Origin of the sequence: uncultured Granulicatella sp. (genome assembly GCF_963515095.1) — a bacterium.
In the GTDB taxonomy this organism is placed as follows: domain Bacteria; phylum Bacillota; class Bacilli; order Lactobacillales; family Aerococcaceae; genus Granulicatella.
Window position 1 is genome coordinate 38,214 of the sequence record NZ_CAUPXD010000001.1, and the last position, 26,991, is coordinate 65,204.

Consider the following 26,991-nt stretch of genomic DNA (forward strand, 5'->3'; position numbering starts at 1 on the left):
TTGGGGTATAGCCAAGCGGTAAGGCAACGGACTTTGACTCCGTCATTCGTTGGTTCGAATCCAGCTACCCCAGTAGGATAGACAGCTTCGGCTGTCTTTTTTATTTCCTAATTTTTTATTAAATTTTCTCAGATACTCTTGATTTAAAGTACCTAGTCCGTGATGATGGTCGTAAAGGTGGGAGTTAGAGAAAGGAGCAAAGGTGATGAAAAAGTTTAGTACCTATTATTGGAAATTTATCATGGGAATGATAGTACTAACGAGTGTAATAACAGTATATGCTATGAATCAAGGAAGTTCATTATTAGCTAAAGATGGAGAAGTTGTCTTATTCGTTTTTCTAATGGCTTTATTGATGATGGTTGCAGAACAATGGAATGGGAAAACGTGGAAAAATTCTCCATTAATGGTATTAGGGGAAATGATGTTTTCGATTATGTTAACACCAATCTTTTTTATGTCGTATCGTTATATGGCAGAAGTATTAAGTTTAGGATGGATTCTTCATTTATCTAGTCCAATGATTTTATTAATGCGATTACTTGGAATGATGCAATATATATTAGTATTGGTAAATCCAATTATGGCAATTTTAAAAGCTATTCAATTTGTGAAGACTCCTTATGAAAATAAAATTAGTTAAAATAAACTCTCAGAATGATAGAAGCTCTATTTTTCTGAGAGTTTGTTTATTTTGTGAAAAAATGGAATAATTGAATGATTTTAAGTTAAAAGACTAGGATTTTCCTTGAAAACGGTTTATAATGACTTCATAAAGAAAGCGTTTAAAAAACTAGGGGAGGAGGAATAATCATGAATGAAATAGAATTAGTGTGTTTTAGAATGATTAGTGCATTAGGAGCAGCTCGTTCTGCATTTATGGAGGCAATAGTAGCCGCAAAAAAAGGAAATTTTGAAGAAGCTCAATCTTTGATTGAGGAAGGTCAACAGCAACGATTAAAAGGACATCAAATACATTTTGAATTATTACAAAAAGATAGTTCAGGAAATAAGGTACCTTTTTCGTTGCTTTTATTACATTCAGAAGATCAATTGATGAGTGTAGAAATTTTACAAGTAACAAGTGAAGAAGTGCTCGCATTATATCAACGATTGGATAAAATTGAAAAAGCGTAAGAATAAAAAACTGGGGGTATAAATATGAAACGTGTGTATTTATTTTGTAATGCAGGAATGTCTACAAGTTTAGTGGCAAGTAAGATGCAAGAAGTTGCGAATCAACATCAATTGCCAATTGAAGTCAAAGCATTTCCTGATGTTCAGCTAGATTCTGTAGTTCAAGAATTTCATCCGGATGTCATTTTGTTAGGACCTCAAGTGAAATTCAAATTTAATGCTACTCGTGATAAATATGAACCTACTGGTATTCCTGTGGAAGTCATTAATCTTGAAGATTATGGGAATGTTAATGGGGAACGTATTTTGAAACGCGCGATTCAACTGATTAAAAATAAAAAATAGGAGGAATTGTTATGTTTGCTTCGTTAGAAAAAATAATGGGAAGTTCCGCGGAAAAATTAGGCAATAATAAAGTCTTAATTGCGATTCGTGATGGTTTCTTAGTATCCACACCATTAATTATTGTGGCTTCTATTTTCCTTGTTATTGCGAACTTTCCAATACCAGGGTATGTTGATTTCTTAGCTCAATTTTTTGGTCAAGGTTGGCCAAGTAAAATGGATGCTGTCATTGATTCAACATTTAGTGTTTTAGGATTATTAGGAGCTTTTGGAATTGGATATGCATATGCTCGTCAATTGGAAAACGATCCAATTGCGGGTGGAGCCGTTGCGCTTGTATGTTTCCTTATTATTACACCAAAAGTTCATTCTGATTTCGTAAATGCAGCGAATGGTAAAGCTTTTAATGGATTTGCATTAGCACATTTAGGTTCTGCAGGAATGTTTTTGGCAATGTTAACAGCTATTATTTCTGTAAAAATTTTTGTAACGGTTAAAAACAAAGGTTGGGTTATTAAAATGCCTGATGGTGTTCCACCAGCTGTAACTCAATCATTTGCAGCATTAATTCCAAGTGCATTTGCAATGTTCTTCTTTTTTGTAGTGTATTTAGTGTTCTCAGCAACAGATTATCAATACGCTCATAACTTTATTTATAAAATTTTACAAGCACCATTAATGGGATTCGGACAAAGCTTGATTTTTGAACCAATTTATCAATTCTTATCTACTTTATTCTGGTTCTTTGGTATTAATGGGCCAGCTGTAACGAATACGGTATTTAATCCAATTCATTTAGCGTTAACAGCAGAAAACTTAGAAGCCTTTAAACAAGGAGCAACACTTCCTAATATCTTTACAGGTCCATTCGGAGATTTCTTTGGAAACTTTGGTGGTGGCGGTAGTACATTGTCACTTGTTTTCTTAATGGTATTCTTCGGAAAATCAGAACGTATGAAAAAATTAGGACGTTTAGCTATTGTTCCTGGTATTTTTGGGATTAACGAAATGATTATTTTTGGATTACCAGTTGTATTAAATCCATTAATCGTTATTCCATTTATTTTAACACCATTAGTGAATACTATTTTAGCCACTATTGCTACATTAATTGGTTTGATTCCATATACTACAGGAGCAGCACTTCCTTGGACAACTCCATTCTTCTTCTCTGGTTGGTTAGCCACAGGAAGTATCGTAGCAGGTTTATTCCAAATTGTATTAATTATTATCGGAATGTGTATTTACTATCCATTCTTTAGAGTGATTGATAAACAATATCTTCATGAAGAACATCAAGCTGCTAATTCATTAAGCGATGAATTAGATGAATTGTCATTAGATGATTTAAGCTTTGATGATTTATAAAAAGTAATAAACGAGTAGAAAAGTTGAACGTGCGGAGGTGGGAAGACAACAGAAATGAATCAATTTCTGTCGTTATTCCCACTTTTTTTGAAGGGAGAAAGCATATGCGAGTGATATTATTTTTAAATCAAATACAAGCGGGTTATGGTGGAAAGGAAAGAGCAGATACTCCTCTTGGGTTAGAAAAAGGAGGAATTGGCTCCTACTTAATGTATAAAGATTACTTTTTAAAAGAAAATTTACAAGTATTAGCGACTGTCTATTGTGGTCCAGATTATTTTACGAATCATAAGGAAGAAGTGCTTCATAAAATTCATAATTTGATTTTGAAAACAAATGCAGAAGTGTTGTTTGTGGGCCCATGCTTTAATGATGAAAGTTATACAGAAATGGCAGCAAATGTAGCTTCTTTTATTGAGCATCAAACAGATTGTAAAACGTATGTAGCTTGTTCGAAAGAAAATGAAGAGATCATTCAACAATTCAAGGAACAGACGACTATGATTGAAATGCCTAAAAAAGGTGCAGTTGGTTTGAATGATGCGTTGAAAGACATTGCGCTAATTATTGCGCATGATCAACAAGATTCGAATCGAATTTATCGTTAGAAAGGAAGCGAGTGAAGTGGAGTTACAGACTTTATGTAGTTTACCGGGAGTTTCTGGAGATGAGTATGAAGTTCATCAATATTTGTCTAAGGAATATCAACAATTGAATTTAGACTTGAAAAGAGATAAATTAGGTTCGATTTTTGGGGAGAGACAAGTCGAGAATAGTCCTTTTAAAGTGATGATTAGTTCCAATATTGATGAATGTGGAGGAATGATTGACGATATTCATGAGAGTGGATTATTGTCTTTCGTTACGATTGGTGATGTTTTACCAAAAGATTTTCTTCACCAACGAGTTTGTCTGTTAACACGACATCATCAACGAGTCTATGGCTATGTCCTACAAAAACAAGAGAAATTTTGGATTCATATAGGAGCTAAATCGCAGCAAGAAGTGGAAGAGTTTGGAGTTCAAGTAGGAGATACTTTTGTATTAGAAATTCCAGTTATTGAAACGGAACAAATGATTTTAAGTAAAAATATATCTAATCGAGCGGGAGTTTATGCTGCCTATCAGTTGATGGAAACAATGTCCTCTCTACCTTATACACTTAGCATTGGAGGAATTGCTCAATCGATTGTGGGATATAGAGGAGCTATTACTGCTACAAATACAATATTACCTGATATATCGATTGTATTAGATGTAGCACCCGTTAGAGATTATGCAGAACAAACAGTCTATATTCGCTATTTTGATAAGACATTATTACCGAATGTTTCGTTAGTGAAAGAAATCAAAACAGTTGCTCAAAGTTTAGGATACGAAGTGAAGGCAAATGTCCAAGAAAAAGGAACGGATGGATCATTTATTCATAAATCTCTAGCAGGAACCCCAACGGTTGTTGTGGTGATTCCGTTAAAAGAAGAAGGAGAATTTATCCAATTATTGAAGAAGGAAGATTTGAAACCTGTCATTCATACGCTTCAAGTATTTTTAGAAAATTTAACTCTCCAAAAAGTTCAGCGACTTGCTTTCCAAGAAAGTTGGTGAAGCGATGTTAGAAAATCATCAAATAGAATTATTAAAGACATTGAGTAATCTTGTAGGTGTGTCAGGACATGAAGAGAAAATTTTACAATTTGTGTCAGAACAACTTCCTTTTTGTACGAAAGAACAAGATAAATTAGGCTCAGGATTATTTTCGTTAGGAGAGGGAGATCTTTCCATTATGTTTGCCACTCATATGGATGAAGTGGGATTTGTTGTTTCTTCGATTAATGAGAGAGGATATGTATCGATTCAACCTGTCGGAAATATGTGGGCGCATACGTTATTACAACAATTAGTGACCATTACAACGAGTGATGGTCGACAATGGACGGGAATTATTGGGGGACCTCAAACGCATGCGATTTCTCCAGAAGCTCGTAAAAAAGTTGTTGCAATGGAAGAGTTATTTGTCGATTTGGGTGTTGAGAGTCGGGAGTCTATTCAAGAAATGGGCATTGAAGTAGGAGATGTCGTGAGTTTAGTGAGTGCTTGCCAAACGATTGGTTTGAATCAGGAATATATGATTGGGAAAGCTCTCGATAATCGAGTGAGTGTTTCGTTAGGAATTTGGCTCATGCAAGCTTTAGAACATCAACATGTACCGAAAAGAGTGACATTAGCAACAACGATTCAAGAAGAAGTTGGATTAAGGGGTGCACGTACGACAGCTTTCCAAGAAAAACCATTAGTTGCTTTTGCGGTTGATACAACATTAGCAGGAGATACTCCAGCCAATCAAAATCATACGAAACTAGGAAAAGGTGTCTCACTTACTGCCATTGATAATATGACAGTGACGAATCGTGGTTTGCTTATTTATTTGGAAAATCTTTGTAAGAAACATCAAATTCCTTATCAAATTGGTTGTTTTACAAAGGGTGGAACAGATGCGGGAAATATTTATAAGTCTGAAACGGGAATTTTAGCGACAACTTTATCAATTCCAATTCGTTATATGCATACGCATCAAAGTATTGTGCATTTAGGAGATGTTGAAGCAACGCTTCGATTAATGTGTGTGATTTGCGAAGATTTAACGATGGAAAAATACCATCAAATATTAGAATACAATTATCAATACGGAATGGAGGAGTGAGTATGTGGGGAATGATTGCCACTTGGAGAATGGCGCTAGAAGGAGTTCAAGAGGCTGTGCAGTCATTAGAACAACAGGCATCTTCTGGAGATGCGATTGAAGTAGCGATTAAAGCAGTTGAAGATTTTCCCTATTATAAATCAGTTGGTTATGGAGGACTTCCTAATGAAGTGATGGAAGTGGAATTAGATGCAGCTTATATGGATGGGACAACTCTTGATTTTGGAGCGGTATGTGCCATTCAAGATGTGGCGAATCCCATTTCAGTGGCTCGTCAATTGAGCTTACAATCGGTGAATAATGTATTAGTTGGAATCGGTGCTCAAGCTTATGCGCAAAAGCAGGGATTTGAACGGAAAAATATGTTAACTGATCGCGCAAAAATTCATTATCATAATCGTGTTAAAGACTTACAAACGGAATCTTTAGTACCGTATGCAGGTCATGATACCGTTGGGATGGTTAGCTTAGATACAACTGGGAAAATGGTTGCCGGCACTTCGACAAGCGGACTGTTTATGAAAAAAAGAGGACGTGTAGGAGATTCTCCATTTATTGGTTCTGGCTTATATGTGGATAGCACAGTTGGTGGGGCAACTGCTACAGGTTTAGGGGAAGATTTGATGAAGGGAATTATTTCCTACGAAATTGTTCGATTAATGGAACAAGGAATGCATCCTCAACAAGCGTGTGAAATAGCAGTGAAGAATTTATCCCGAAAATTAATCCAACGAAGAGGAAATGCTGGGGATTTATCAGTTGTAGCGATGAATCATAAAGGAGAATGGGGAGCAGCGACCAATATTGCAAATTTCTCTTTTGTAGTAGCAACAGAAAAAGAAGCGTTAACGGTTTACCGAGTACATCCACAAGAAGATGGCACAATGCTTCATGAAAAAGCCACTCAAGAATGGTTGGATGAGTATTTAAGAGAACGGATGAAACCACTCGAGGTGAAGTAAATGGGAATAAGAGAGGATTTAGTCAAAGCCTTGGAAGAAATTCAACCTGAATTGCACAAAGCTATCGAGCGATTAGTCGCCATTGAAAGTGTTCGGGGAGAATCATTACCAGAAGCTCCTTATGGAGAAGGCCCCAAACAAGCTTTATTAGAAGTATTAGCACTTGCTGAAGAATTAGGATTTGAAACGAAAAATTTAGACAATAAAATTGGCTATGCACAATATGGAGATGCCCGAGAAGATGGTGAATATTATGGCATTTTTGGACATGTAGATGTCATGCCTTTAGGAACAGGCTGGGAAAGTCCTGCGTTAAAAGCAACGAAGCGAGATGGAAAACTATTTGGACGTGGCGTATTGGATAATAAAGGACCGATTTTGTCGAATTTATTCGCCTTATATGTATTGAAGGAAAAGGGAATTCAATTTGACCGTCCGATTCGAATTGTATTTGGAACAAATGAGGAAACGGGATTTGGCTGTGTAAAACATTATTTAACAAAAGAACAGCCTCCTACTTTTGGATGGACTCCAGACTGTAAATGGCCAGTTGTTTATGGAGAAAGAGGAAGATTGAAAGTTCGATTGAGTACTTCTTTAGAACAGATTTCAGCATTATATGATTTTACCAATCAGTACTTACTTCATACAACTCATCAAGGAGTAGAATTAGGAATCAACTATTCCGATGAAGATTTTGGGATGATGCAATTAAGAGGATATACAGTTGGGATAGAGGAGGAAAGACATTTTGTGGAGTGGACGATGAGTTATCCAGCTTCTGTGACAAAAGAACAATTATTGTTCGATATTCGAAAACATATTCCAGAAGGAAGTCGTTTAGAAGAAATCAGTTCATGGAAGCCGGTTTTGTATGATAAAGATTCGATTTATGTGCAAACTTTACAAAAAGTCTATCAAGAAGTCGTCGATGGCAATGCACCGCCTGTTACAACAACGGGTGGAACTTATGCGAAAATTATTCCAAATATTATTGCTTATGGACCAAGTTTTCCAGGGCAAAGAGATATTGCTCATCTTCCAAATGAGTGGATAGGAATCGAAGATTTAAAAGTGAATACTATTATTTATGGATTAGCATTGTATGAATTAAGTTTCATAACAACATCATTAGAAGGAGAGAGAAGAATGACCATTTTAGAAATTTGTGCAGGAGGAATTGAGGATTGTATCAATGCTCAAGCTGCAGGAGCAAATCGTATTGAATTAAATAGTGCATTACATTTAGGAGGATTAAGCCCATCATTAGCTGTTTTAACTCAGGCTGTTAAAAAAATCGATATTCCTATTATTTGTATGGTTCGACCAAGGGGAGCTGGTTTTTGTTATAACAAATTGGAAAAAGAAGTAATGTTTGAAGATGCGAAAATTTTCTTAGAAGCAGGTGCAAAAGGTCTAGCATTTGGTTTCTTAACTCCAGAAGGGAACATGGATTGGGATGCGACAAAGAAAATGATTGAGTTATGTAAAGAATACGGAGCTGATAGCGTAGTTCATCGTGCTTTTGATTGTGTGAAAAATCCGGAAGAAACACTAGAAAGATTAATCGAATTAGGATGCACTCGTATTTTAACAAGTGGGCAAGGAAAAAATATTATGTCTGGCTTGGAGAATTTAGCTAAGTGGCAAAAACAATATGGAAAACAAATCGAATTTTTAGGGGGATGTGGCGTTTCTCTTGCCAATCTAACAGAAATTCTAGAAAAAACCGGATTAGAACAACTTCATGGCAGTTTTAAATCTTGGGCAGTGGATCCAACGACAACGAATGGAGAAGTTTCTTATCGCTATTCTGATAGCGGAGACTATGATTTGTGTCATTTAGAAAGTATGAAAGAAGCAGTGAATATTTTAAAATAAAGGGGACTTTACAATGGGAAAACGAATTTTAAACTGTGTGGCAAGTGATTTTAGAAAATTTTCTGCAGAAGATTTAAAACTAGCCATTCAGGCAGGTGAGGGTAGAACGGTATGTTGTGAAATGGCGATTCATCATCGTCCAATTATTCCGGAGTTAACACATGCGGAAATTGCCAGTGCATTTGGGGGCGACTTAATGCTTTTAAATGGATTTGATTGTTTAAATCCAAAATTATACGGAGTAGAAGGTAGCGCAAATCCAATTGCGCGATTAAAAGAATTATGCGGACGTCCTGTTGGTGCTAACTTAGAACCAGTCGATTTAGAAGCAGAAATGTTGGAAACTCGACTAGTTATTCCAGCAGGAAGAATTTGCTCGAAAGAAACATTGAAATCCGCAGAAGCTTTAGGATTAGACTTTATTTGTTTAACTGGAAATCCTGGTACAGGAGTGACGAATCAAGCGATTGCTCAAGCCATTCAAAAAGCGAAAAAATATTTTACAGGAGTCATTATTGCCGGAAAAATGCATGGAGCAGGCTCAAAAGAACCCGTAATGAATAGAGAAATTGCAAAGGAATTGATTGAAGCGGGAGCGGATATTTTATTGGTTCCAGCAGTAGGGACAGTTCCTGGATTTACAGAAGAAGCATTGATTGATATTGTCCAATTTGCTCATGAACATGAAACACTTGTGTTATCTGCCATTGGAACTAGTCAAGAAGGCTCTTCTAAGGAAGTCATTGAACAAATCGCCATTCGCAATAAAATTTGCGGCGTCGATATTCAACATATTGGAGACGCTGGTTATGGCGGTTTAGCCGATGTAAATAATATCTTTGCTTTGTCCGTTGCGATTCGGGGTATGAGACATACCGTTGCAAGAATGGCAAGTTCGGTAGTGCGCTAATGTAAGGTTAAAATGAATATCAAAAAATACCCCAAAAGTTAGATGTTTTATGTCTAACTTTTGGGGTGAAATTTTTATAAGTTACTTCTTGTTCTCTAATAAAGCTCTTACTTCATCTGCTCCAATTTTATCTTCAGCTTTTTCAAAGAGTTGAATAGATTGATAAAAATAATTTTGAGCTTTATCTGATTCTTGATCTAGATAAATTTCTCCCATACCTCTATAAGCGCATGCTTGTGCAATGAAATCATCCGTTTTTAAAGCGAAATCTAAGGATTTTTGCATATGATTTTCTGCGTATTCTAGTTCACCTATTTTTAAATGAAGAAGTCCTTGTTCGTAGTAATTAATAGAAAGTTTTAAAGCATCATTAGGGAAATTGTTTTGAATTATTTCCATTTCCTGATTGATATAGAGTAAAGCCTTTTGAAACTCACCCAAGTCACGATAAACCATTGCTAATTGATGGTAACCAATGTGTTCGTTTTCTAGGTCGTTTTTAGAACGAGCTAGGTCAATATAACGTTGGTAGATTTTTAAGGAGTTGTTATAATTTTTCTCTTCAAGATAGATATAGCCCATTAAATTTAATAAATGATAGTCCGTACAACTTTCTACTGAAAAATCAGGCTCAACTAGTTTTTTTGCCTGTTCGATTTTTCCTTCCATGAATAATTGCCATGCTTGCTCCATTTTTAATCCTCCTAATATTTGTAGTAGTTTTCTGGAATCATTTTAACAAATAATAATGGTAACTAGCAAACTAGATTCGATGCTGTATTCCTTAAATTAAAATTCCTTGTAAATGATCGATCTCATGTTGAATGACTTGAGCAGTAAACTCTGTAAATGTCCCTGTATGAGTTTTCCCCATGGCATCTTGATAGCGAACTTCGATTTTTTGATAGCGAGTAGTGCTTTTCATTCCTGTATGAGAGAGGCAACCTTCTTCTGTTTGATACGGTTGAGATTTTTTAGTAATGACTGGATTTATCATCACGATATCAAATGGTCCAGCGGCAACAATAATAATGGCTTTATGACTTCCAATCATATTCGCAGCTAAGCCGACACAACGGTCACGATTGGCACGTAAAGTATCTTGTAAGTCGATAATGACTTGTTTATCCGTAATAGGATTAGCAGGGATTGCTTTTTGCGATAAGAAAAATGGGTCTTTCATAATTTCTTTTTTCATAAGTTCTCCTTTTTAATAGGCTATTTCTTTTTAAATCAACATACCGATTGTAATGAAACATTGAAATTTATGTTATTATATAGTAAATAAAAACAACAATCAACGCATGATTTCTTTAATGATTAGAGGGAAAAGTGATGACATATATACAAGTAAAAAATAGTTTTAAACGATATCAAGTAGGAGAAACGGAAATAATTGCCAATCATGATGTGAATTTCGATATTGAAAAAGGCGAATTTGTGATTATTCTTGGAGCATCTGGAGCAGGAAAATCCACCGTCTTAAATATTTTAGGGGGAATGGATACAAATGATGAGGGAGAAGTATGGATTGATGGTGTCAATATTTCAAACTTTGATGAAACGCAATTAACGTATTATCGTAGGGATGATGTAGGATTTGTTTTTCAATTTTATAATTTAGTGCCAAATTTAACAGCAAAAGAAAATGTAGAATTAGCTGCCGAAATTGTGAAGGATGCTTGGGATGCAGAAGAAGCGTTAAAAGCAGTAGGATTAGGACATCGTCTTCATAATTTTCCTGCACAATTATCGGGGGGAGAACAACAAAGGGTAACGATTGCTAGAGCAATTGCGAAAAAGCCGAAGATTTTACTTTGTGATGAGCCAACAGGGGCATTAGATTATCAAACCGGCAAGCAAGTATTGAAGATTTTACAAGAAATGTCAAGAGATTATGGAGCAACTGTTATTATCGTTACTCATAATACTGCATTGGCGCCACTAGCGAATCGTGTGATTCATATGCATGATGCTAGGGTGAAAAGTATTGTACTGAATGAATCTCCACAAGCGATTGAGGAATTGGAATATTGAGAGGAGAAGAATCGTGAAGAAAAAAATATTGAATAAAGCGATTCTTTCTTCATTGAAGGAATCGAAGGGAAGATTTTTATCTATCTTATGTTTAATGATGCTCGGTTCATTTGCATTAGTGGGATTAAAAGTTTCAGGTCCGGATATTCAAGAGACGGTTCATCAATATTTGGAAAAATATCATACAGCGGATATTTTTGTATTGGCAGATTATGGATTAAGTCCAAAAGATCAAGAAGAATTACGAGAAGAAAATGCCGAAGTTGAATTTGGATATTTTGTAGATACCGTGATAGCAGACAGTCCAAAAGCGATTCGAGTATTTTCTAAGACTGCTCAGCAATCGGAAGTAGAATTAGTGAGTGGAGCTTATCCAAGTCATCTGGATGAAGTCGTATTAGATGAACAGTTATCCAATCGTTATCAAATCGGGAATCTCATCAATTTAAATGAAGTGAAATCTCCGTCATTATTAAAACAGCACGAGTTTAAAATTGTGGGATTTGCTCATTCGAGTGAAATTTTATCGAAAAATAGTAAAGGAGTCTCAACTGCAGGAAGTGGGGACTTATCAGGATTTGCCATTGTTCTACAAGAAAGTTTTGATAGATCTGTTTATACGATAGCTCGTTTACGTTACCCGAACTTACGCAGTTTAAAAACATTTAGTAGGGAATACTTAGATGAAGTGGTTGGGATTCAACAATCCATCGAGGAAAAATTATCTGATAATGGAACGGTAAGGTTGAATGATTTAAAAGAAGAAGCAGATGGAAAAATTCAAGAGGGAGAAGAACAAATTTCCAAAGCTCAAAATCAACTAGAAGAGGGAAAAACGAAGCTCGAAGATGGAAAACAACAAGTCGCAAATCAAGAAGGTAAATTAGTTCAAAGCCAAAATGAACTCGCTCAAAATCAGGCATCTCTCAATAGAGGAAATCAAGAAATTCAACAAGCAAAGCAAAATTTACAAAATCAGTTTAAATTACTGGAAGCTAATCGAGTACAGTTAGAAACTTCCAAACAAACGTTGGATCAGCAAAATAGCACCTTACAAGAAGGTAGAAAGAAATTAGCAGAAGCAGAAAAGCAATTCGAATCTCAAAAAGAAAAAGGGCTTCCTCAAACAGCATTATCTGCTATGCAAGAAAAAATTCTTCAACAAAAACAAGAATTGGATGCGGGAACTACCGCTTATGAACAAGGATTAACGCAATACGAGAATGGTTGGGCTAGTTATCAAGAGGGCTTGAAACAATACCAAGAGGGATTAGCAATCATTCAGTCTAAACAAAATACGCTAGATGCTGGGCAAACAGCTTTAGCAGAAGGAAAAAGACAAGTCTCGGTGGGTGAAGAAGCTTTATCAAAAGCAAAACAAGAAATTGAAGAAAAACAAAACCAATATACAGATGAAAAAGAAAAAGCTGAAGAAAAGATTGGTCAAGCTAAAACGGATTTAGAAGATGCAAAAGTCAAAGCTTCTAAACTAACGAAACCTCGTTATTCTGTTTATACTCGCTCGACGATGCTAGGCAGTGAAGGCTATTTAAATATGAAGTCTACTGCAGAAGGGATTATTGCTGTAGCGAATTTATTCCCGGTTGTATTATATGCTGTAGCAGCTCTTGTGACAGTGACAACGATGACTCGTTTTGTCAATGAAGAACGAATGAATGCCGGCATTTTAAAAGCGCTAGGTTATAGTACTTTTGATGTGATGAAAAAATTTGCTTTTTATGGATTTAGTGCGGGAATGATTGGAACAATTATAGGAATCGGATTAGGGACTTACTTTTTACCAAGTATATTAGGGGTTACTTTATTAAAAGAAACAATCTTGCCTTCGATTTCTCTCCTATTTAATTTCCCGATTACTTTAGTAGCGCTACTATGTTCGATTGGTTGTAGTGTTATTCCACCTATATGGATTGCGTATCGAGAATTAAAAGAAAGTTCAGCAAGTTTACTATTACCAAAAGCTCCAAGTGTAGGTTCTAAAATTTGGTTGGAATATGTACCATTTATTTGGAAGAGATTCAGTTTTACTCAAAAGGTAACAGCACGAAATATTTTCCGTTATAAACAAAGAATGTTGATGACAATATTTGGGGTAGCTGGTTCAGTGGCTTTATTATTTGCCGGAAGAGGAATTTTATCTTCTTTATCAGGTATTTCACATCGCCAATTTGGGGAAATTATTACGTATGATGCCATTGTTATCAAAGAAGCGGTGATGACGGGAAAAGAACAAGAAGCCTTGAACCAATTATTAGCAACAAAAGAAATCGAGCATTATAGTGATGTACATAGTGAAACGATTGCTACTAAAATTCCTGGAGTACATGAGGAGCAATCCCTAACCATATTAGTAGGAGAAGAGGTAGAGTTAAGTCGTTATATACACTTGTATGATGCGAAAACAAAGCGACAGAAATCTCTTACGAACGATGGAGTATTTTTGTCGAAAAAATTAGCCCAGTTATTGAATGTTCATGAAGGTGAAAAGGTTCGTTTACCAATTAAAGACGGTGTGACGAAAGAGATGGTTGTGTCAGGCATTATTGAAATGTATGCAGGGCACTTTATGATCATGTCGCCAACGGTTTATGAAACACTAGCTCAAGAAACTCCAACAAAAAACGCAAGCTTTGTTAGTTTTAAAGAAAAAGATGCGGATAGTGTACGTAAGATGTCTGCTCAGTTATTAGCTCAAGATGGAGTGAAGGCTGTTGTTCAAAATACTTCTATGATTCATCGAATTGAAACGATTGTTGGTTCATTGAGTCGAGTGATGATCTTATTAACGATTGTGTCAGTTCTGTTAGCTATTGTTATTTTATATAATTTAACAACGATTAATGTGGCAGAGCGGATTCGGGAATTGTCAACCATCAAGGTATTAGGCTTTTTGAATCGAGAGGTGACTTTATATATTTATCGTGAAACGATGGTTCTTTCTTTGATTGGGATTGGTGTGGGGCTATTGTTGGGGAAGGTATTGCATCGTGTGATTATTGAAGCGGTGGCACCTACGTTTGTACGATTCAATCCGCAAGTCGGGTTGGATGTTTATATTTGGCCGTGTATTTTTATCGTTTTGATTTTAGCAGTGCTAGGAATATTAGTGAACCATATGCTAAAAAAGGTTGATATGTTAGAGGCTTTGAAGTCTGTTGATTAATACGAAAAAATAAAAATAGAAAATAATTAAAAATATCTGTAGCAATGGACGCAAGCAGCTTCGCGAAGCGAATCTCATTGCTAAAATTCGAGCCTAGGTCTCGAATTTCCCAGTGATATAAGCCAATCTGGCTTATATCACCAATGCTACATTTTCCTTTTCATTCACTTTGGAAATAAGGTGAGGACGTAAAAAATAAAGCAGAAAAAGATTACGCTTTAGTAGCTAAGGACGCCAGCAGACCTACGGTCTCATGGCTAAAAAACGAGCCTCGGTCTCGTTTTTTCCTGTAATATAAGCCGAGAAGGCTTATATTTCTCAAGCTACAAAGCTCCATCTTTTTCTGCTTTATTTATGTATTTACGTTGAATTACTTTTCTTGCGGTTACGATGAATTCAACGAAAAGCATAATTATCCTAATGTTCTTTAATTTTTTTCTGCTTGTCTAATTTTTTGGTGGCACTATATTATTGAAATTTTTACAAGTATCAAACTCTCGGACTAGCCGGACTCCCGTTACGAATTTAACAAATTATTCTGGTTCATAATTTCTGCTATTTTAAAATTAACTAGCATAATGGGGGAGGTAATTATTATATATAAAAATAGACTTTTTAATGAATTTTTATTCATTTTTAAAAAGATTTCATTACTAAAAATGAACTTTTGTTCATAAAAAGATTGAAATTAATAAAAAAATGAACTATAATTCATTTATAAAAATAAAATTACTTTGAGGTAACTATGGAAAAAGATGATAATAAACAAAAATTAATAAAGGCTACAGATGTTCTCTTAAAGGATAGAAGCATAACTTCTATTACAACAAAAGAGATTACAAAGGTTGCAGGAGTTTCTGTGGGAGTTTTTTATAATTATTTTAGTAGTAAGGAAGATGTCTTTAAAGAATTAATCAAGACATTTTTCAACTATTCTTTAAAACAAATGGAAGTCTTACAAAAAGAAATTACAGGAAAAAATATTCGTTCAGAAATTAAATTCAAAGAATTTTTAATTAATGAAATAGATAATAATTGGGAAAATAACTTTTTAAATAGTGATATTTTATTACTTTCAAGAAAAGATGAAGAGTTTCAAAAATTAATGATTTATTTTAATCAAAAGATGGTTTCCATTATTGTAGAGATACTTACAGTTATTAATCCAGAACTTAAAGAAAATCCCCCTTTACTGGAAGCAAAAATGATTATGAATTTAATTCAAAATTCATACCCTAGTTTTTCAAAATTTGATAGCGAAGTTGAAAAAGAGAAATATATCGAAAAATTTGTAAATATTATTTTTAGTATTAGTTTTAGTGAGTAATGAGGTTAAAATAGCATATTATAATTTAGTGATTATTTTATTTACTAATATTCAATCAGTTTGGATAATTTTAGAATAGATATTTAAGAAATTCAAACAGAATAAATAAGAAAACAAGGTATGTTTAATATTAATTAGGGATTTGTGAAAATTGGGGGATGTTTACAAGCCATAATTAAATATCGAAATGAATTGTGCACTGAATCCGAAATAACGCATTTAAAGGAATATTTCCTTGAAAAATCAAAAGAATTATTAAAGAATGAAGGAAGGAAGAAAAAATGGAAAATCTTTTAGAAGTTAAAAAACTGTCAAAAACGTATAAAAACGGAAGAAAAGCATTAGATAATTTAAATTTTCATGTTACAAAAGGTGAAATTCTTGGTTTCTTAGGACCAAATGGTGCAGGAAAAAGTACGACAATAAATATTTTATCTACTTTATTACAGTCTGATGAAGGCGAAATAATATTTTTTAATGATAAAAATTTGTCCATCAAGGATGTAAAGAAACAACTCGGAATTGTTCCTCAAGAATTGGCTATTTATGAAGATATCACAGCCGCACAGAATGTTAAATTCTTTGCTTCTTTATACGGAGTCAAAAAAAGCGAAATTAATGAAAAAGTTGAAAATGCATTAAAAAAAGTTGGACTTGAAGACAGAAAAGATGACAAACCATCAACTTTTTCTGGTGGTATGAAAAGACGTCTGAATATTGCATGTGCAATAGCACATAACCCTAAATTGATTATTTTTGATGAACCAACAGTAGGAATTGATCCACAATCTAGGAATCATATTCTCGATTCAATTAAGAAGTTGAGAGATGAGGGAGCTACTATCATTTACACAACTCACTACATGGAAGAGGTGCAACAAATTTGTGACCGTGTCATTATCATGGATGGTGGAGCGGTACTTTTGAATAGTTCTCTTGATGATATTTTAGAATATTATAGCAATTCTAATTATCAAATTAGAGTAGATAAAAAGTTACCTCCTGCAGTGTTAGATGAGATTCGTGAATTAACAAATGTCGAAGAATTAAGCCAAAAAGATGAATTTGAAATAATCTTTAGTATGTGTGAGGACTCTATGTCGATTAATAGTGTACTAGAGGTTTTAATTAAATTTAATTTAAATATCACCAGTATTACAATGGTAAAGAGAAATTTAGAAGATGTTTTCTTACTATTAACTGGTAAAAATTTAAGAGATTAGTGGTGATGTTGTAATGTTAACAATAATGAAACAAGATACAGTGAATCTTTTAAAAAATAAGCCAATTATGATGTATCTGCTAATTTATCCAATTGTTCTGATATTAATAACAGGGTTTGTATTTGGATCGATTTTTAGTGATGATATTTTAACATCATATGATTATTATGGTGTTACAATGCTGATTTATTTGTCCATGGCAACAGTAATTATATTGCCAGAATTATTATTTGGGAGTAATGTGAAGTATGCAAATTACAGAATTGTATATTCTCCGATTCCACGTTATAAGATTTATTTGTCAAAATTAATAGTTGCTATTTTTATTTCATATCTGATCCTAGCTTTTTATATGCTTATCTTTAATAGTACAGGGGTGGTAAACTATGGTAAATCTAATATTGCCTATAGTTTGTTGCTTGACTTAGCCTTAGTAATTTTTTCTATCACATTTGGAGGTGCTTTCTGTGTATTGTTAAAAAGTGAAGATATTGTAACAAAAATTTTAAATCTAGTTATTAATGTTTTAGCAATTTTATCTGGTTTATTTTTCCCAATGTATATCTTTGGGGAAAAAATTGCTAATTTATCTGCCTTATCCCCAATTTCAAAAGTGATGTCAACTTTTTTTAGTATCATTTACGATAAAAATTATAGTTCATATTTTAATACACTATCAATTTTGTTACTATGTTCAGTACTATTTGTAATTATCATTCACTTTAAGTATCGACCTGAAAATTTTGGAGAGTGAAAAAATGAAATTTATTATTTTAAGAAATAACTTACAACGTTTTTTGAAAGAAAAAACATATGCTATTATATCTTTTCTACTTGTTTTTATAACCATCGCAGCAACATCGTTTGTTGTAACAATGGAAAGTCAAAAAGTAAAGATTGGTGTAACAAAAACTGCAATTGAACTATTAGAGATGAACAATAACAACATTTCTATCAAAGAAGTAGAAAGAGATATGAACTATTATACTAATCTAATATCAGGTGAATACGATGCATATATCAACAAAGAGGATGGAAAATATAAAGTAACTACAGTCAGAAATTCAACTTTAGGTATGAACTTAAGTCAGTATTTAAATGAAGGGAAATTATTAATTACTTCTAGCAGTAATAGTTATTATAAAATTATTATTACTGTTATGGTTATGAGCTCTATGATACTCTCGTTAATACTATACAGATTTTATTTTGATGATAGAAATGGACTGGATAAACGAATCTATCTAAGCGGAGTTTCCAATTTTTCTTATGTGCTACAACAGGTAGTCTTTAATTTTTTGATTTTATTTACTACTAATTTATTAAGTAGTTTAATTTTACTTCCTTTATTTGATCTTAATATTTCATGGAAGTTAGTCCTATATATTCTCTTAATTGAGCTATTTTCAGCAAACTTTGGAATATTTTTATCTACTTTGACTAAAAAAAATCAAGGAGCGCTTATAATCGGAACAATGGTATCTGTTATAACTATGCTTCTTTCAGGTGCATTGTTTTCTGTAAAAAAAGATTCTATTCAAGATAAGATACATTATATCTTTCCTCAGTATTATTTTTCGAATTTAGGAAAAAGTATTGATGGTAATCTAACTAATTTATCTTATTCGATTACAGTAATTGTAGGTTACATACTTTTGTTCTTCCTGATTGCAAATTACTTACAAAATCAAAAAGTAGGTGAATAATATATTTTTCGGAGTTTGACACTTTACAGAAGCCAAAAGGTTCCTAAACATTGATTTAACAATGTTTTAGGAGCCTTGTTTTCGTTTGAAAAATGCCTACTTTTCTATTGCTTAGTAAATTTGAAAATATTTTTCATATTTTTTCGCTAATAATTTCAAAATCAGTTGAGCATTTTTTGTCGAATGCTGAAGGATATTTTAATTTATCTGTTTTATTTATATATTTACGTTGAATCATTTTACTTACGTTTGCTATGAAATTGATGATAACTATAGTTAGGTTTACGTTTTTTAATATTTTGATGTTTGTAGGAATAGAGTAAACGGCACACAAAAAAATAAAAACAGAAAAAGTTGGAGCGCTGTAGCTTTGGTACTATAAGCCACAAGGGCTTATAGTACGGGAAAAATTGAGACCGAGGCTCAATTTTTAGCCATGAGATTCGCAAAGCGAAGCTGCTGGCGTCCCTAGCTACTAAAGCGTAGACTTTTTCTGTTTTTATTTTTGTTTAGTATTCGTATTTAGTAGTCGTTCAAATCTTCCACTTCAGCAATTGAAAAGTCTTTTTTCTCTAGCGCTGCAATAATTTGATTCAATGTTTCGTTTGAAACTCCTGCTGGAAGAGTAATTAACAGACGACGAAGTGTACGATCTCTTTCCGTATCTAACGTCATCACATTGGCAATAGAAGCATATTGATTAATAATCTTAGAAATTTGAGCTAATGATCCCTTTTCCCCACCAGAAATGATTGTTAAAACATAAGAACCATTATTCACACTCCAAGATTCTTGAAGCATATTTAATAAACTACTATGCGTTAAAATACCATAAAAACGTTGAGAATCGTCTAATACAGCAATGTAAGGTAATTCTTTAATTGTAAAGAACACTTTGAAGAACGAACTTGTAATATTGATAAATTTCGTAGTGTTTTTAATTAAATGAGTAACCGGTAAGCTCATATCGCCCCCATTTGCTTTATGACGATAGATGTGCATTTTATAAATATTTCCACGGAAGAAAGTTTCTGTTTCATCTAAAACTGGAACACAACGGTATCCAGAATTTTCTAAAATAACAATGGCTTCTTCAAGAGTACAAGATTCTTTAACAACCGTTAAACTCTTCTTAGGAATAACAAGTGATTTTAATAGCATAGATATGCCCCTTTCTTGAAATCAATTTTCGTGTTTTGTAAAATATAGACACGTTTTCATTATTGATAATACCACTTTTTGCTTAAAAAGTAACTAGAAATCTATTAAAATAGAGGGCAAAAATCTCTATATAATGGACATATCTTGCATTTTCAGAAAAAAGTGAGTATGATATTTGTATATTTTTAAAAATTTAATAAAGCAAAGGGGATAACTGAATGATGACAGCAGATTCTGATGGGAGTTCGCTGGGAATCCAGATTTTAATTATTGTACTATTAACTGCCATAAATGCATTTTTTGCAGCAGCGGAGATTGCCTTTGTATCGGTCAATCAAGGAAAGATGAGTCAAAAAGCGAGTGAAGGAGATAAGAAGGCGCAACGAGTGATGCGTTTATTAGAAAATTCGGATGAATTTTTAGCAACGATTCAAGTAGCGATTACTTTAGCAGGATTCTTCTCAAGTGCTTCTGCAGCAACAAGTTTTGCTTCTCGTATTCAACCATTATTGGAGAATGTACCGGGTGCAGAAACGTTAGCAATTTTGATTGTGACTGTAATCTTATCTTATTTAACATTGGTATTTGGGGAATTGTATCCGAAACAAGTTGCCTTACAATTAGCGGAACCGATTGCCTTACATACGGCAGGAATTATTTTATTTGTCAAAAAAGTTTCCAAACCATTTGTATGGATTTTAACCGTTTCAACGGGTATTTTAAAACGAATGACACCGATTGAATTTAATAATGAACAAGAAAAATTAACGCGTAGTGAAATGAAATCTCTTCTAGCGAATAGCCGCAATGATGGAGCGATTGATAAAGAGGAATTTACAATGCTTCAAGGGGTCTTATCGCTGGATTCAAAACTAGCTAGAGAAGTGATGGTACCAAGAACGGACACATTAATGCTTGATGTGGAAGATGATCTAGCAGAAAATATCGAAATCATTTTAAGTAGTTCTTATTCACGTTTTCCAATTTATGAAGAAGATAAAGATAATGTCATTGGAGTTTTACACTCTAAAGACGTTTTAAGAGCGGCAAAAGAACAAGGCTTCGATCAAATCCAATTAATGGATTTAGCGCATCAGCCATTATTTGTTCCATCAACGATTTTCGTAGATGATTTATTAGTCGAATTTAGAAAAACACGTCAACATATGGCGATTTTAAAAGATGAATACGGTGGAGTCGAAGGTGTCGTGACATTGGAAGACTTAATCGAAGAAATTGTCGGTGAAATTGAAGATGAGTATGATGTGGAAGAAATGAGTTACCGTGAAATTGATGAGAAGAATTTCTTAATTGATGCGGGAATGACATTAGAAAAATTCAATCAAACATTCCAAACAACGATTGATTCAGATGAAGTGGACACAATGGCGGGAATTATTTTAGAAGACTTAGGATATTTCCCAGAAGATGACGAAGTGGTAGAAGTTCGTCAAGAAAATGTCTTATTAAAACCAACATTAGTAGAAAATGGAAGAATTCGTCGTATTCATGTGCACTTACTAACTCCGGAAGAAGTAGAAGCGTACGAACAAGAAGAAAACGAAGAAGAAACAGAAGAATAATATATCGTAACTATCGGGCAACAGGCTCGGTAGTTTTTTGTGTTTAGAGAGGCTAATCTCGCCAGTTTCGATTTTTCTACGCCAAAACGTTAAAAATGGCGTAGATTAATCTCGCCATTTATAGTTTTTCTACGCCAAATATGATATAATGGCGTAGAAAAAGATGGAGGGGATATTTTGAGACAATTTAATTATTTAAAACTGATGGAACTATCTATACCTGTAAATATTTATCATCATATTGCTAAAATTCATGAATATAAAGGGAAACAAGAGCTTTATGTAGAAAACTATCCGGATGTACTGGAAAAAATGGTGGATGTTGCTAAAATTCAAAGTACAAAATCCTCTAATGCGATTGAAGGGATTTATACAAATGATGCAAGACTGAAGGAATTGATGAATCAAAAGGCAGAGCCTCAAAATAGAAATGAAGAAGAAATTGCAGGATATAGGCATGTGCTTGATCTAATTCATGAAAATTATGATTATATCGAGTTTAATAAAAATGATATTTTAACACTGCATAATCAGTTGTATTCTTATTCTTTCGTGAATCATAACGGGAAGTTTAAGAAATTGGATAATAGTATTATAGAAGTAGATGCTTTTGGAAATCAAAAAGTTCGATTTCAACCAGTTAGTAGTTTTGAAACAGAAATGTATGTTGATGAAATGGTGAAGGCTTATAACGAAGCGATAAAGGAAAATGTTCCTCCACTTATTTTAATTCCAGCGCTCATTCATGATTTCCTATGTATTCATCCGTTTGATGATGGAAATGGAAGAATGAGTAGAATTTTAACATTATTATTACTCTATAAATTTGGATATTTTGTAGGGCGGTATATTAGTATAGAAATGCTGATTGAGGAAACAAAAGAGTCTTATTATGAAGAATTACAACATTCAAGTGAAAAATGGCATACTGGAGAAAACGATGAATTGCCATTTATCAAATATATGCTAGGTGTTATCTTGAAAGCATATAAAGAATGTGATGATAGATTTAGATTAATAGGAGAAAAACAACTAACATCTCCTGAAAGAGTATTGACAGTGATTCAAAAATCATTATTGCCACTTTCTAAAAAGGATATTATGATTCTTTGCCCAGATATTTCACAAAGAACGATTGAACGAGCTCTAAAAGAATTACAGCTTGCTGAAAAGATACAACAAGTAGGAAATGGTCGTTCTACAAAATATATGAAACTATAGATTTAAACTAAAAGAAACTATCGGGTAACTGAACTCGATAGTTTTTATTTTAGATATTGTATAATTTCTGATAAGTTTGGGCGTGGTTTTGGATTTTTTGTTGAATTCTCAATGATTTTTTCTGCCATATTCTTTACTCCTTTTTAAAAATGATTATAATAAAAACTAAATTATTGTGTAAAAAGTAATCTTATAGGATGACTTGGGGGAGAAGTTATGGGACATGGAGAATTTATTAAAAAAATTAGGCAAGAAAAACATTTAACACAAAAAGAGTTAGCGGAAGGTATTTTAAGTAAAAATTTTTTATCGAAGTTTGAAAGAGGAGAAAGTAAAATAACGAGTGAAATTTTTTTAAATTTGTTAGAACGGTTAAATGTCTCCTTAGATGAATTTGAACAATTAGTGACTTCAAAACATTCTCAAAAAGAATTTCTACAAAAATTAGATACTTTTAAAAGTCAAAAAGACGTTTATTTATTAGAAAGTTTAAAAGCGGAAGAAAAAGAATTGTTTCAAGTTGATAGAAATAGACGACATCTTCATAATCAAATTTTGGTGGAAGCTCATCTACAGTATTTACAAGGTAAAAATCTTGAGGTGAAACAAAAACAAGTAATTCAATCCTATTTGTTTGAAGTAGAAGAGTGGGGAGATTATGAATGGGAATTATTCGGGAATATTGTTTTTTGTTTATCCACTAAAGAGACACATTTATATATAGATTCTATCTTTAGAAAAGCTCGTTTAGGAAAACAGAATACGATGCATAAACGAATGTTGTGTCGCATTTTATTAAATATTTTTTTAGAAGATATTGAAGCAAATTCATCTGAAGCTAGCCAAGTAGAAAAGTACTTAATAGAGGTATTACAAGATGAAGAATTTTATTATGAGAAAATTCGTTTCAACTATTTGCAAGGGATTCTTCACATTTATCAAGGTTATGTAGAAAAAGGGGAACAAGAGTGTTTGAAGATGATTGATATTTTTAAGAATTTAAAGGAAGTGAAGAAGGCTTCTCAATATGAAGAATATTTAGAGTGTGTTTTGTGTGAAATAGAATAAATCAAACTATAGGATGATTTTTTTCAAAGTATTTAAGGGGAAAGTATACTGTAAGTAAACATTCGTTTTTTAAGGGGAGTATGACATGATTCGAAAGTTAACATTACAACTCATAACTATTTTCATTATTTTTTGTAGCCTAGAAGGATTAGAGTTATGGACAAGCTTTATCCATGCAGACTTATTAAATTCTCTGGTGGATTTGGATTTTCATCAATTCGGAATGGGCGCCTTATTACTAGTAGCGGTATATGCTGTTTTTCTAGCAGTGACGTATATGGATCTTCGTTATCGCTCCTTTGTAAAGCAAAAAATTGCAACGATTTGGAGAGATGAAGTAAGTGAAGCTATTTCAAATACATCTTATGCTCATTTTCATCAAAAGAAGAATCATGATTATATTGCTTGGTTTACAAGTGATATGGATCAAATTCAAGAAATGGCAGTCAATCCAAGTTTTTCCTTGTTAAGGGGAATTTTAGGAATCGTATTTTCAACGATTGGGTTATGGAGTATTCATTGGAGTTTAGTCGTTGTTGTGATGATTGAAATTGGTATTTTACTTCTATTGCCGAAGATTTATGCTAAAGAACTATCTAAGAAGACCGTGCATAAAACAAAGGAAAATGAACGATTGAATCAAATTATTTCTGACGTATTATTAGCGTACGATACGATTTTTGTGTTTCAACAATGGAAATATTTTAAAGAAAAAATTCATCAAGCTTCTGAACAATTGGGCTTTACTAGAAGAAATTATAGTAAATCTTTTGCGAAAGTAGCAGTATTAGGTGGCTTTGGGAATGTCCTTAGTCAAATTTCCATCTTTTTATTTACAGGATATTTAGTGACAAAGGGAATGGTAACTGTAGGGGCTATTTTGGCAACGACAAGTTTGGCGGGAACTATTTTCAATGCCGTTGGAAATATGAGTCAAGAATTAGCGATGGTCACTAGTGCCAAACCATTATTTGAAAAAATTCATACATTAACGCCCTCAACACGAGCAGAGGGGAATGCAGTAGAAATATTGGATGATGCAGAAGTATTATACAACATAGAAAATCTTCAGTTTTCTTATGGGGATGCTATTGTTTTGAAACCTTTTAGTAAAACCTTATTCAAAAATCATAAATATGCCATTATGGGAGAAAGTGGAACAGGGAAATCCACTCTGCTCAATATTTTAGGTGGAAAAAACGAAGGATATCAGGGGAATGTAACTTTATATCAAGAAGAATTAAATACGATTCCCTATTCAAAACTGTACGATTCCATTACTTATGTGGAACAAAATCCTCATATTTTCCAAGGAAGTATTCGTGAGAACATTGTTTTTCAAGAAGAAATATCGGATGAGAAAATTTGGAATGTACTAGATCAGGTATTGCTGAAATCCATCGTGGAACAATTACCTCAAGGTTTAGATACAATGATTGGAGATACTTCCTCAACCTTGTCTGGAGGACAATTACAACGCATTTCTCTAGCAAGAGCGCTTGTGAGAAATCCTCAAGTGTTATTATTAGATGAAGTGACAGCGAATTTAGATGTTCAAACTGGAACAGAAATCATGCAGTCTTTATTACAAGAAGAAAATTTAACCATTCTTTGGGTAACTCATCATCTTCCGGCAGGATTAAAATCTCTGTTAGATGAAGAAATCATTTTGTAAATAGAGAGATGCTAGAGTTTTCTTCCCCTCATAAGCAGTGAAAAAGAAGTGTTTCTGAAACAAAAACAAATGTATCTAATTCGTGGATTTTTATTGACAGAATGGGGCTTGTTTGTGTATGATTGTCGCTATATTAAGAGAATAGGGGCAAAGAGATGAAACAAGTATTAAATTTTTGGAATCAATTAAGTTTGATTAACCGAATCGTCATTGGTATGATTATCGGTATTTTATTAGGAATTTTCGTTCCTCAAGCAGCAGCGGTAGGAACTATCGGGACAGTATTCGTAAGTGCGTTAAAAGCAATCGCACCATTATTAGTATTCTTTATTGTACTAAGTGCATTGGCACAACATAAAGAAGGACATGAAACAAATATGAAATCAATTGTGATTTTATATTTATTCGGAACTTTTGCAGCTGCATTAGTGGGGGTTATTGCTAGTTTTGCATTCCCAATTACACTAACTCTAACAGATTCTGTATCAGAGATTAAGGCACCAGAAGGAATTGCTTCTGTATTACAAACATTAATTTTAAAAATCGTAGATAATCCAGTGAATGCTTTAATGAGCGGAAACTATATTGGTATTTTATCTTGGGCAGTTGTTTTTGGTTTTGCATTCCGTAAAGCAGATGAAGCAACAAAATCTATCTTACAACAAGTGGCGGATGCTACAAGTCATGTTGTTAAAGTAGTAATTAGTTGTGCGCCATTTGGGATTATGGGGTTAGTATATACAACTGTTTCAGAAAATGGAGTAGGAGTATTTGCTTCGTATGGTGAGCTAATTATGGTTTTACTTGGAAGTATGTTTTTTGTTGCATTAGTGGTAAATCCAATTATTGTATTCTTTATGATTAAAGAAAATCCTTATCCAATAGTTTTCCGTTGTTTGAAAGATAGCGGAATTACAGCTTTCTTCACTCGTAGTTCAGCAGCCAATATTCCAGTAAATATGGAATTATGTAGAGATTTAGGATTAGATGAAGATAGCTATTCAGTATCGATTCCTTTAGGTGCAACGATTAATATGGCGGGTGCGGCAATTACGATTACAGTGTTATCATTAGCTGCCGTTAATACTTTAGGAATTCAAGTAGACTTCTTAACAGCGCTAGTACTAAGTATATTATCAACAGTAGCAGCATGTGGCGCTTCTGGAGTAGCTGGAGGATCATTATTATTAATTCCTGTTGCATGTAGTTTATTTGGAATTTCAAATGATATTGCGATGCAAGTTGTTGGGGTTGGATTTATTATTGGAGTATTACAAGATTCTTGTGAAACTGCCTTAAATTCATCAACAGACGTTTTATTCACAGCAGCAGCAGAATTCCGTCAATGGAAAAAAGAAGGTCGAGTAATTGATGTTCGTCCTGAATTAGCAGAATAACATTTCTAGGGAAGACTTTTTGGTCTTCCTTTTTTTGTGTTGACTTTTTTTAAATAAGAGGTATAATCAATTTATAAAGTTTACAAATGTAAATTTAAGAAAGGCG

At 33.5% G+C, this 26,991-nt stretch carries 24 protein-coding genes and 1 tRNA gene; 22 read left to right on the forward strand and 3 right to left on the reverse strand.

All coding sequences use genetic code 11. The features are described 5' to 3' along the window. Position 1 precedes the first annotated feature (1 nt). The 11 genes from RWL86_RS00190 (at position 2) to RWL86_RS00240 (ending at position 9,303) form a co-directional block, all read left to right on the forward strand. A tRNA-Gln gene (locus RWL86_RS00190) sits at positions 2-73 on the forward strand. Between the two features lie 132 nt (positions 74-205). Further along, entirely contained in the window at positions 206-643 is a 438-nt protein-coding gene (locus RWL86_RS00195) for a hypothetical protein (RefSeq protein ID WP_314076602.1), read from the forward strand. 170 nt (positions 644-813) lie between these two features. Further along, entirely contained in the window at positions 814-1,137 is a 324-nt protein-coding gene (locus RWL86_RS00200) for a PTS lactose/cellobiose transporter subunit IIA (protein ID WP_314076603.1), read from the forward strand. Positions 1,138-1,161: 24 nt separating this feature from the next. After that, entirely contained in the window at positions 1,162-1,482 is a 321-nt protein-coding gene (locus RWL86_RS00205) for a PTS sugar transporter subunit IIB (protein WP_314076604.1), read from the forward strand. 11 nt (positions 1,483-1,493) lie between these two features. Next, positions 1,494-2,849: a PTS transporter subunit EIIC gene (locus RWL86_RS00210; protein ID WP_314076605.1), complete on the forward strand. Its 1,356-nt coding sequence runs from the start codon at positions 1,494-1,496 to the stop codon at positions 2,847-2,849. A gap of 104 nt (positions 2,850-2,953) precedes the next feature. Beyond that, positions 2,954-3,457 (forward strand): GrdB-related putative oxidoreductase, encoded by a 504-nt coding sequence (locus RWL86_RS00215; RefSeq protein WP_314076606.1) that lies wholly within the window; start codon positions 2,954-2,956, stop codon positions 3,455-3,457. Positions 3,458-3,473: 16 nt separating this feature from the next. Further along, the gene (locus RWL86_RS00220; protein WP_314076607.1) at positions 3,474-4,454 is read left to right on the forward strand and encodes a hypothetical protein; all 981 of its coding nucleotides are present in this window, start codon (positions 3,474-3,476) and stop codon (positions 4,452-4,454) included. 4 nt (positions 4,455-4,458) lie between these two features. Next, on the forward strand, positions 4,459-5,550 hold the full coding sequence (locus RWL86_RS00225; protein WP_314076608.1) for a M42 family metallopeptidase: 1,092 nt from the start codon (positions 4,459-4,461) through the stop codon (positions 5,548-5,550). Positions 5,551-5,552: 2 nt separating this feature from the next. Next, on the forward strand, positions 5,553-6,512 hold the full coding sequence (locus tag RWL86_RS00230) for a N(4)-(beta-N-acetylglucosaminyl)-L-asparaginase (protein WP_314076609.1): 960 nt from the start codon (positions 5,553-5,555) through the stop codon (positions 6,510-6,512). Beyond that, complete coding sequence (locus RWL86_RS00235) at positions 6,513-8,393, forward strand: copper homeostasis protein CutC (protein ID WP_314076610.1); 1,881 nt, start codon at positions 6,513-6,515, stop codon at positions 8,391-8,393. A gap of 13 nt (positions 8,394-8,406) precedes the next feature. After that, positions 8,407-9,303 carry a haloacid dehalogenase-like hydrolase gene (locus RWL86_RS00240; RefSeq protein ID WP_314076611.1) on the forward strand — a complete coding sequence of 299 codons (897 nt, stop codon included), beginning with the start codon at positions 8,407-8,409 and terminating at the stop codon, positions 9,301-9,303. 81 nt (positions 9,304-9,384) lie between these two features. On the opposite strand, the gene RWL86_RS00245 is transcribed toward RWL86_RS00240, so the two are convergent. Then, positions 9,385-9,996 carry a tetratricopeptide repeat protein gene (locus RWL86_RS00245; protein ID WP_314076612.1) on the reverse strand — a complete coding sequence of 204 codons (612 nt, stop codon included), beginning with the start codon at positions 9,994-9,996 and terminating at the stop codon, positions 9,385-9,387. A 91-nt stretch (positions 9,997-10,087) separates the two neighbouring features. Further along, positions 10,088-10,501, reverse strand: a complete 414-nt coding sequence (locus RWL86_RS00250; RefSeq protein ID WP_314076613.1) for a peptide deformylase — start codon at positions 10,499-10,501, stop codon at positions 10,088-10,090. Positions 10,502-10,638: 137 nt separating this feature from the next. Between RWL86_RS00250 and RWL86_RS00255 the strand changes: the two genes are divergently transcribed. The 6 genes from RWL86_RS00255 to RWL86_RS00280 all read left to right on the forward strand — a co-directional run bounded on the left by RWL86_RS00255 (position 10,639) and on the right by RWL86_RS00280 (position 18,780). Next, positions 10,639-11,340, forward strand: a complete 702-nt coding sequence (locus tag RWL86_RS00255) for an ABC transporter ATP-binding protein (RefSeq protein WP_314076614.1) — start codon at positions 10,639-10,641, stop codon at positions 11,338-11,340. 13 nt (positions 11,341-11,353) lie between these two features. Continuing rightward, positions 11,354-14,524, forward strand: a complete 3,171-nt coding sequence (locus RWL86_RS00260; RefSeq protein WP_314076615.1) for an FtsX-like permease family protein — start codon at positions 11,354-11,356, stop codon at positions 14,522-14,524. Between the two features lie 745 nt (positions 14,525-15,269). Then, positions 15,270-15,851, forward strand: a complete 582-nt coding sequence (locus RWL86_RS00265) for a TetR/AcrR family transcriptional regulator (RefSeq protein WP_314076616.1) — start codon at positions 15,270-15,272, stop codon at positions 15,849-15,851. Positions 15,852-16,132: 281 nt separating this feature from the next. Next, positions 16,133-17,074 (forward strand): ABC transporter ATP-binding protein, encoded by a 942-nt coding sequence (locus RWL86_RS00270; RefSeq protein WP_314076617.1) that lies wholly within the window; start codon positions 16,133-16,135, stop codon positions 17,072-17,074. 13 nt (positions 17,075-17,087) lie between these two features. Continuing rightward, positions 17,088-17,828 carry an ABC transporter permease gene (locus tag RWL86_RS00275; protein WP_314076618.1) on the forward strand — a complete coding sequence of 247 codons (741 nt, stop codon included), beginning with the start codon at positions 17,088-17,090 and terminating at the stop codon, positions 17,826-17,828. A 4-nt stretch (positions 17,829-17,832) separates the two neighbouring features. After that, positions 17,833-18,780, forward strand: a complete 948-nt coding sequence (locus RWL86_RS00280; protein ID WP_314076619.1) for an ABC transporter permease — start codon at positions 17,833-17,835, stop codon at positions 18,778-18,780. 522 nt (positions 18,781-19,302) lie between these two features. Here RWL86_RS00280 and cbpA read toward each other — a convergent pair. Continuing rightward, positions 19,303-19,941, reverse strand: coding sequence for a cyclic di-AMP binding protein CbpA (cbpA, locus tag RWL86_RS00285; RefSeq protein ID WP_314076620.1), 639 nt, complete (start codon positions 19,939-19,941; stop codon positions 19,303-19,305). Between the two features lie 218 nt (positions 19,942-20,159). Between cbpA and RWL86_RS00290 the strand changes: the two genes are divergently transcribed. From RWL86_RS00290 to sstT, 5 genes are all read left to right on the forward strand, one after another. Next, positions 20,160-21,524, forward strand: a complete 1,365-nt coding sequence (locus tag RWL86_RS00290; protein ID WP_314076621.1) for a hemolysin family protein — start codon at positions 20,160-20,162, stop codon at positions 21,522-21,524. 177 nt (positions 21,525-21,701) lie between these two features. Continuing rightward, positions 21,702-22,745 carry a Fic family protein gene (locus tag RWL86_RS00295; protein ID WP_314076622.1) on the forward strand — a complete coding sequence of 348 codons (1,044 nt, stop codon included), beginning with the start codon at positions 21,702-21,704 and terminating at the stop codon, positions 22,743-22,745. Between the two features lie 216 nt (positions 22,746-22,961). After that, the gene (locus RWL86_RS00300; RefSeq protein ID WP_314076623.1) at positions 22,962-23,813 is read left to right on the forward strand and encodes a helix-turn-helix domain-containing protein; all 852 of its coding nucleotides are present in this window, start codon (positions 22,962-22,964) and stop codon (positions 23,811-23,813) included. A gap of 85 nt (positions 23,814-23,898) precedes the next feature. Beyond that, positions 23,899-25,488, forward strand: coding sequence for an ABC transporter ATP-binding protein (locus RWL86_RS00305; RefSeq protein WP_314076624.1), 1,590 nt, complete (start codon positions 23,899-23,901; stop codon positions 25,486-25,488). Between the two features lie 155 nt (positions 25,489-25,643). After that, positions 25,644-26,885: a serine/threonine transporter SstT gene (sstT, locus tag RWL86_RS00310; RefSeq protein ID WP_314076625.1), complete on the forward strand. Its 1,242-nt coding sequence runs from the start codon at positions 25,644-25,646 to the stop codon at positions 26,883-26,885. Positions 26,886-26,991: the final 106 nt, after the last annotated feature.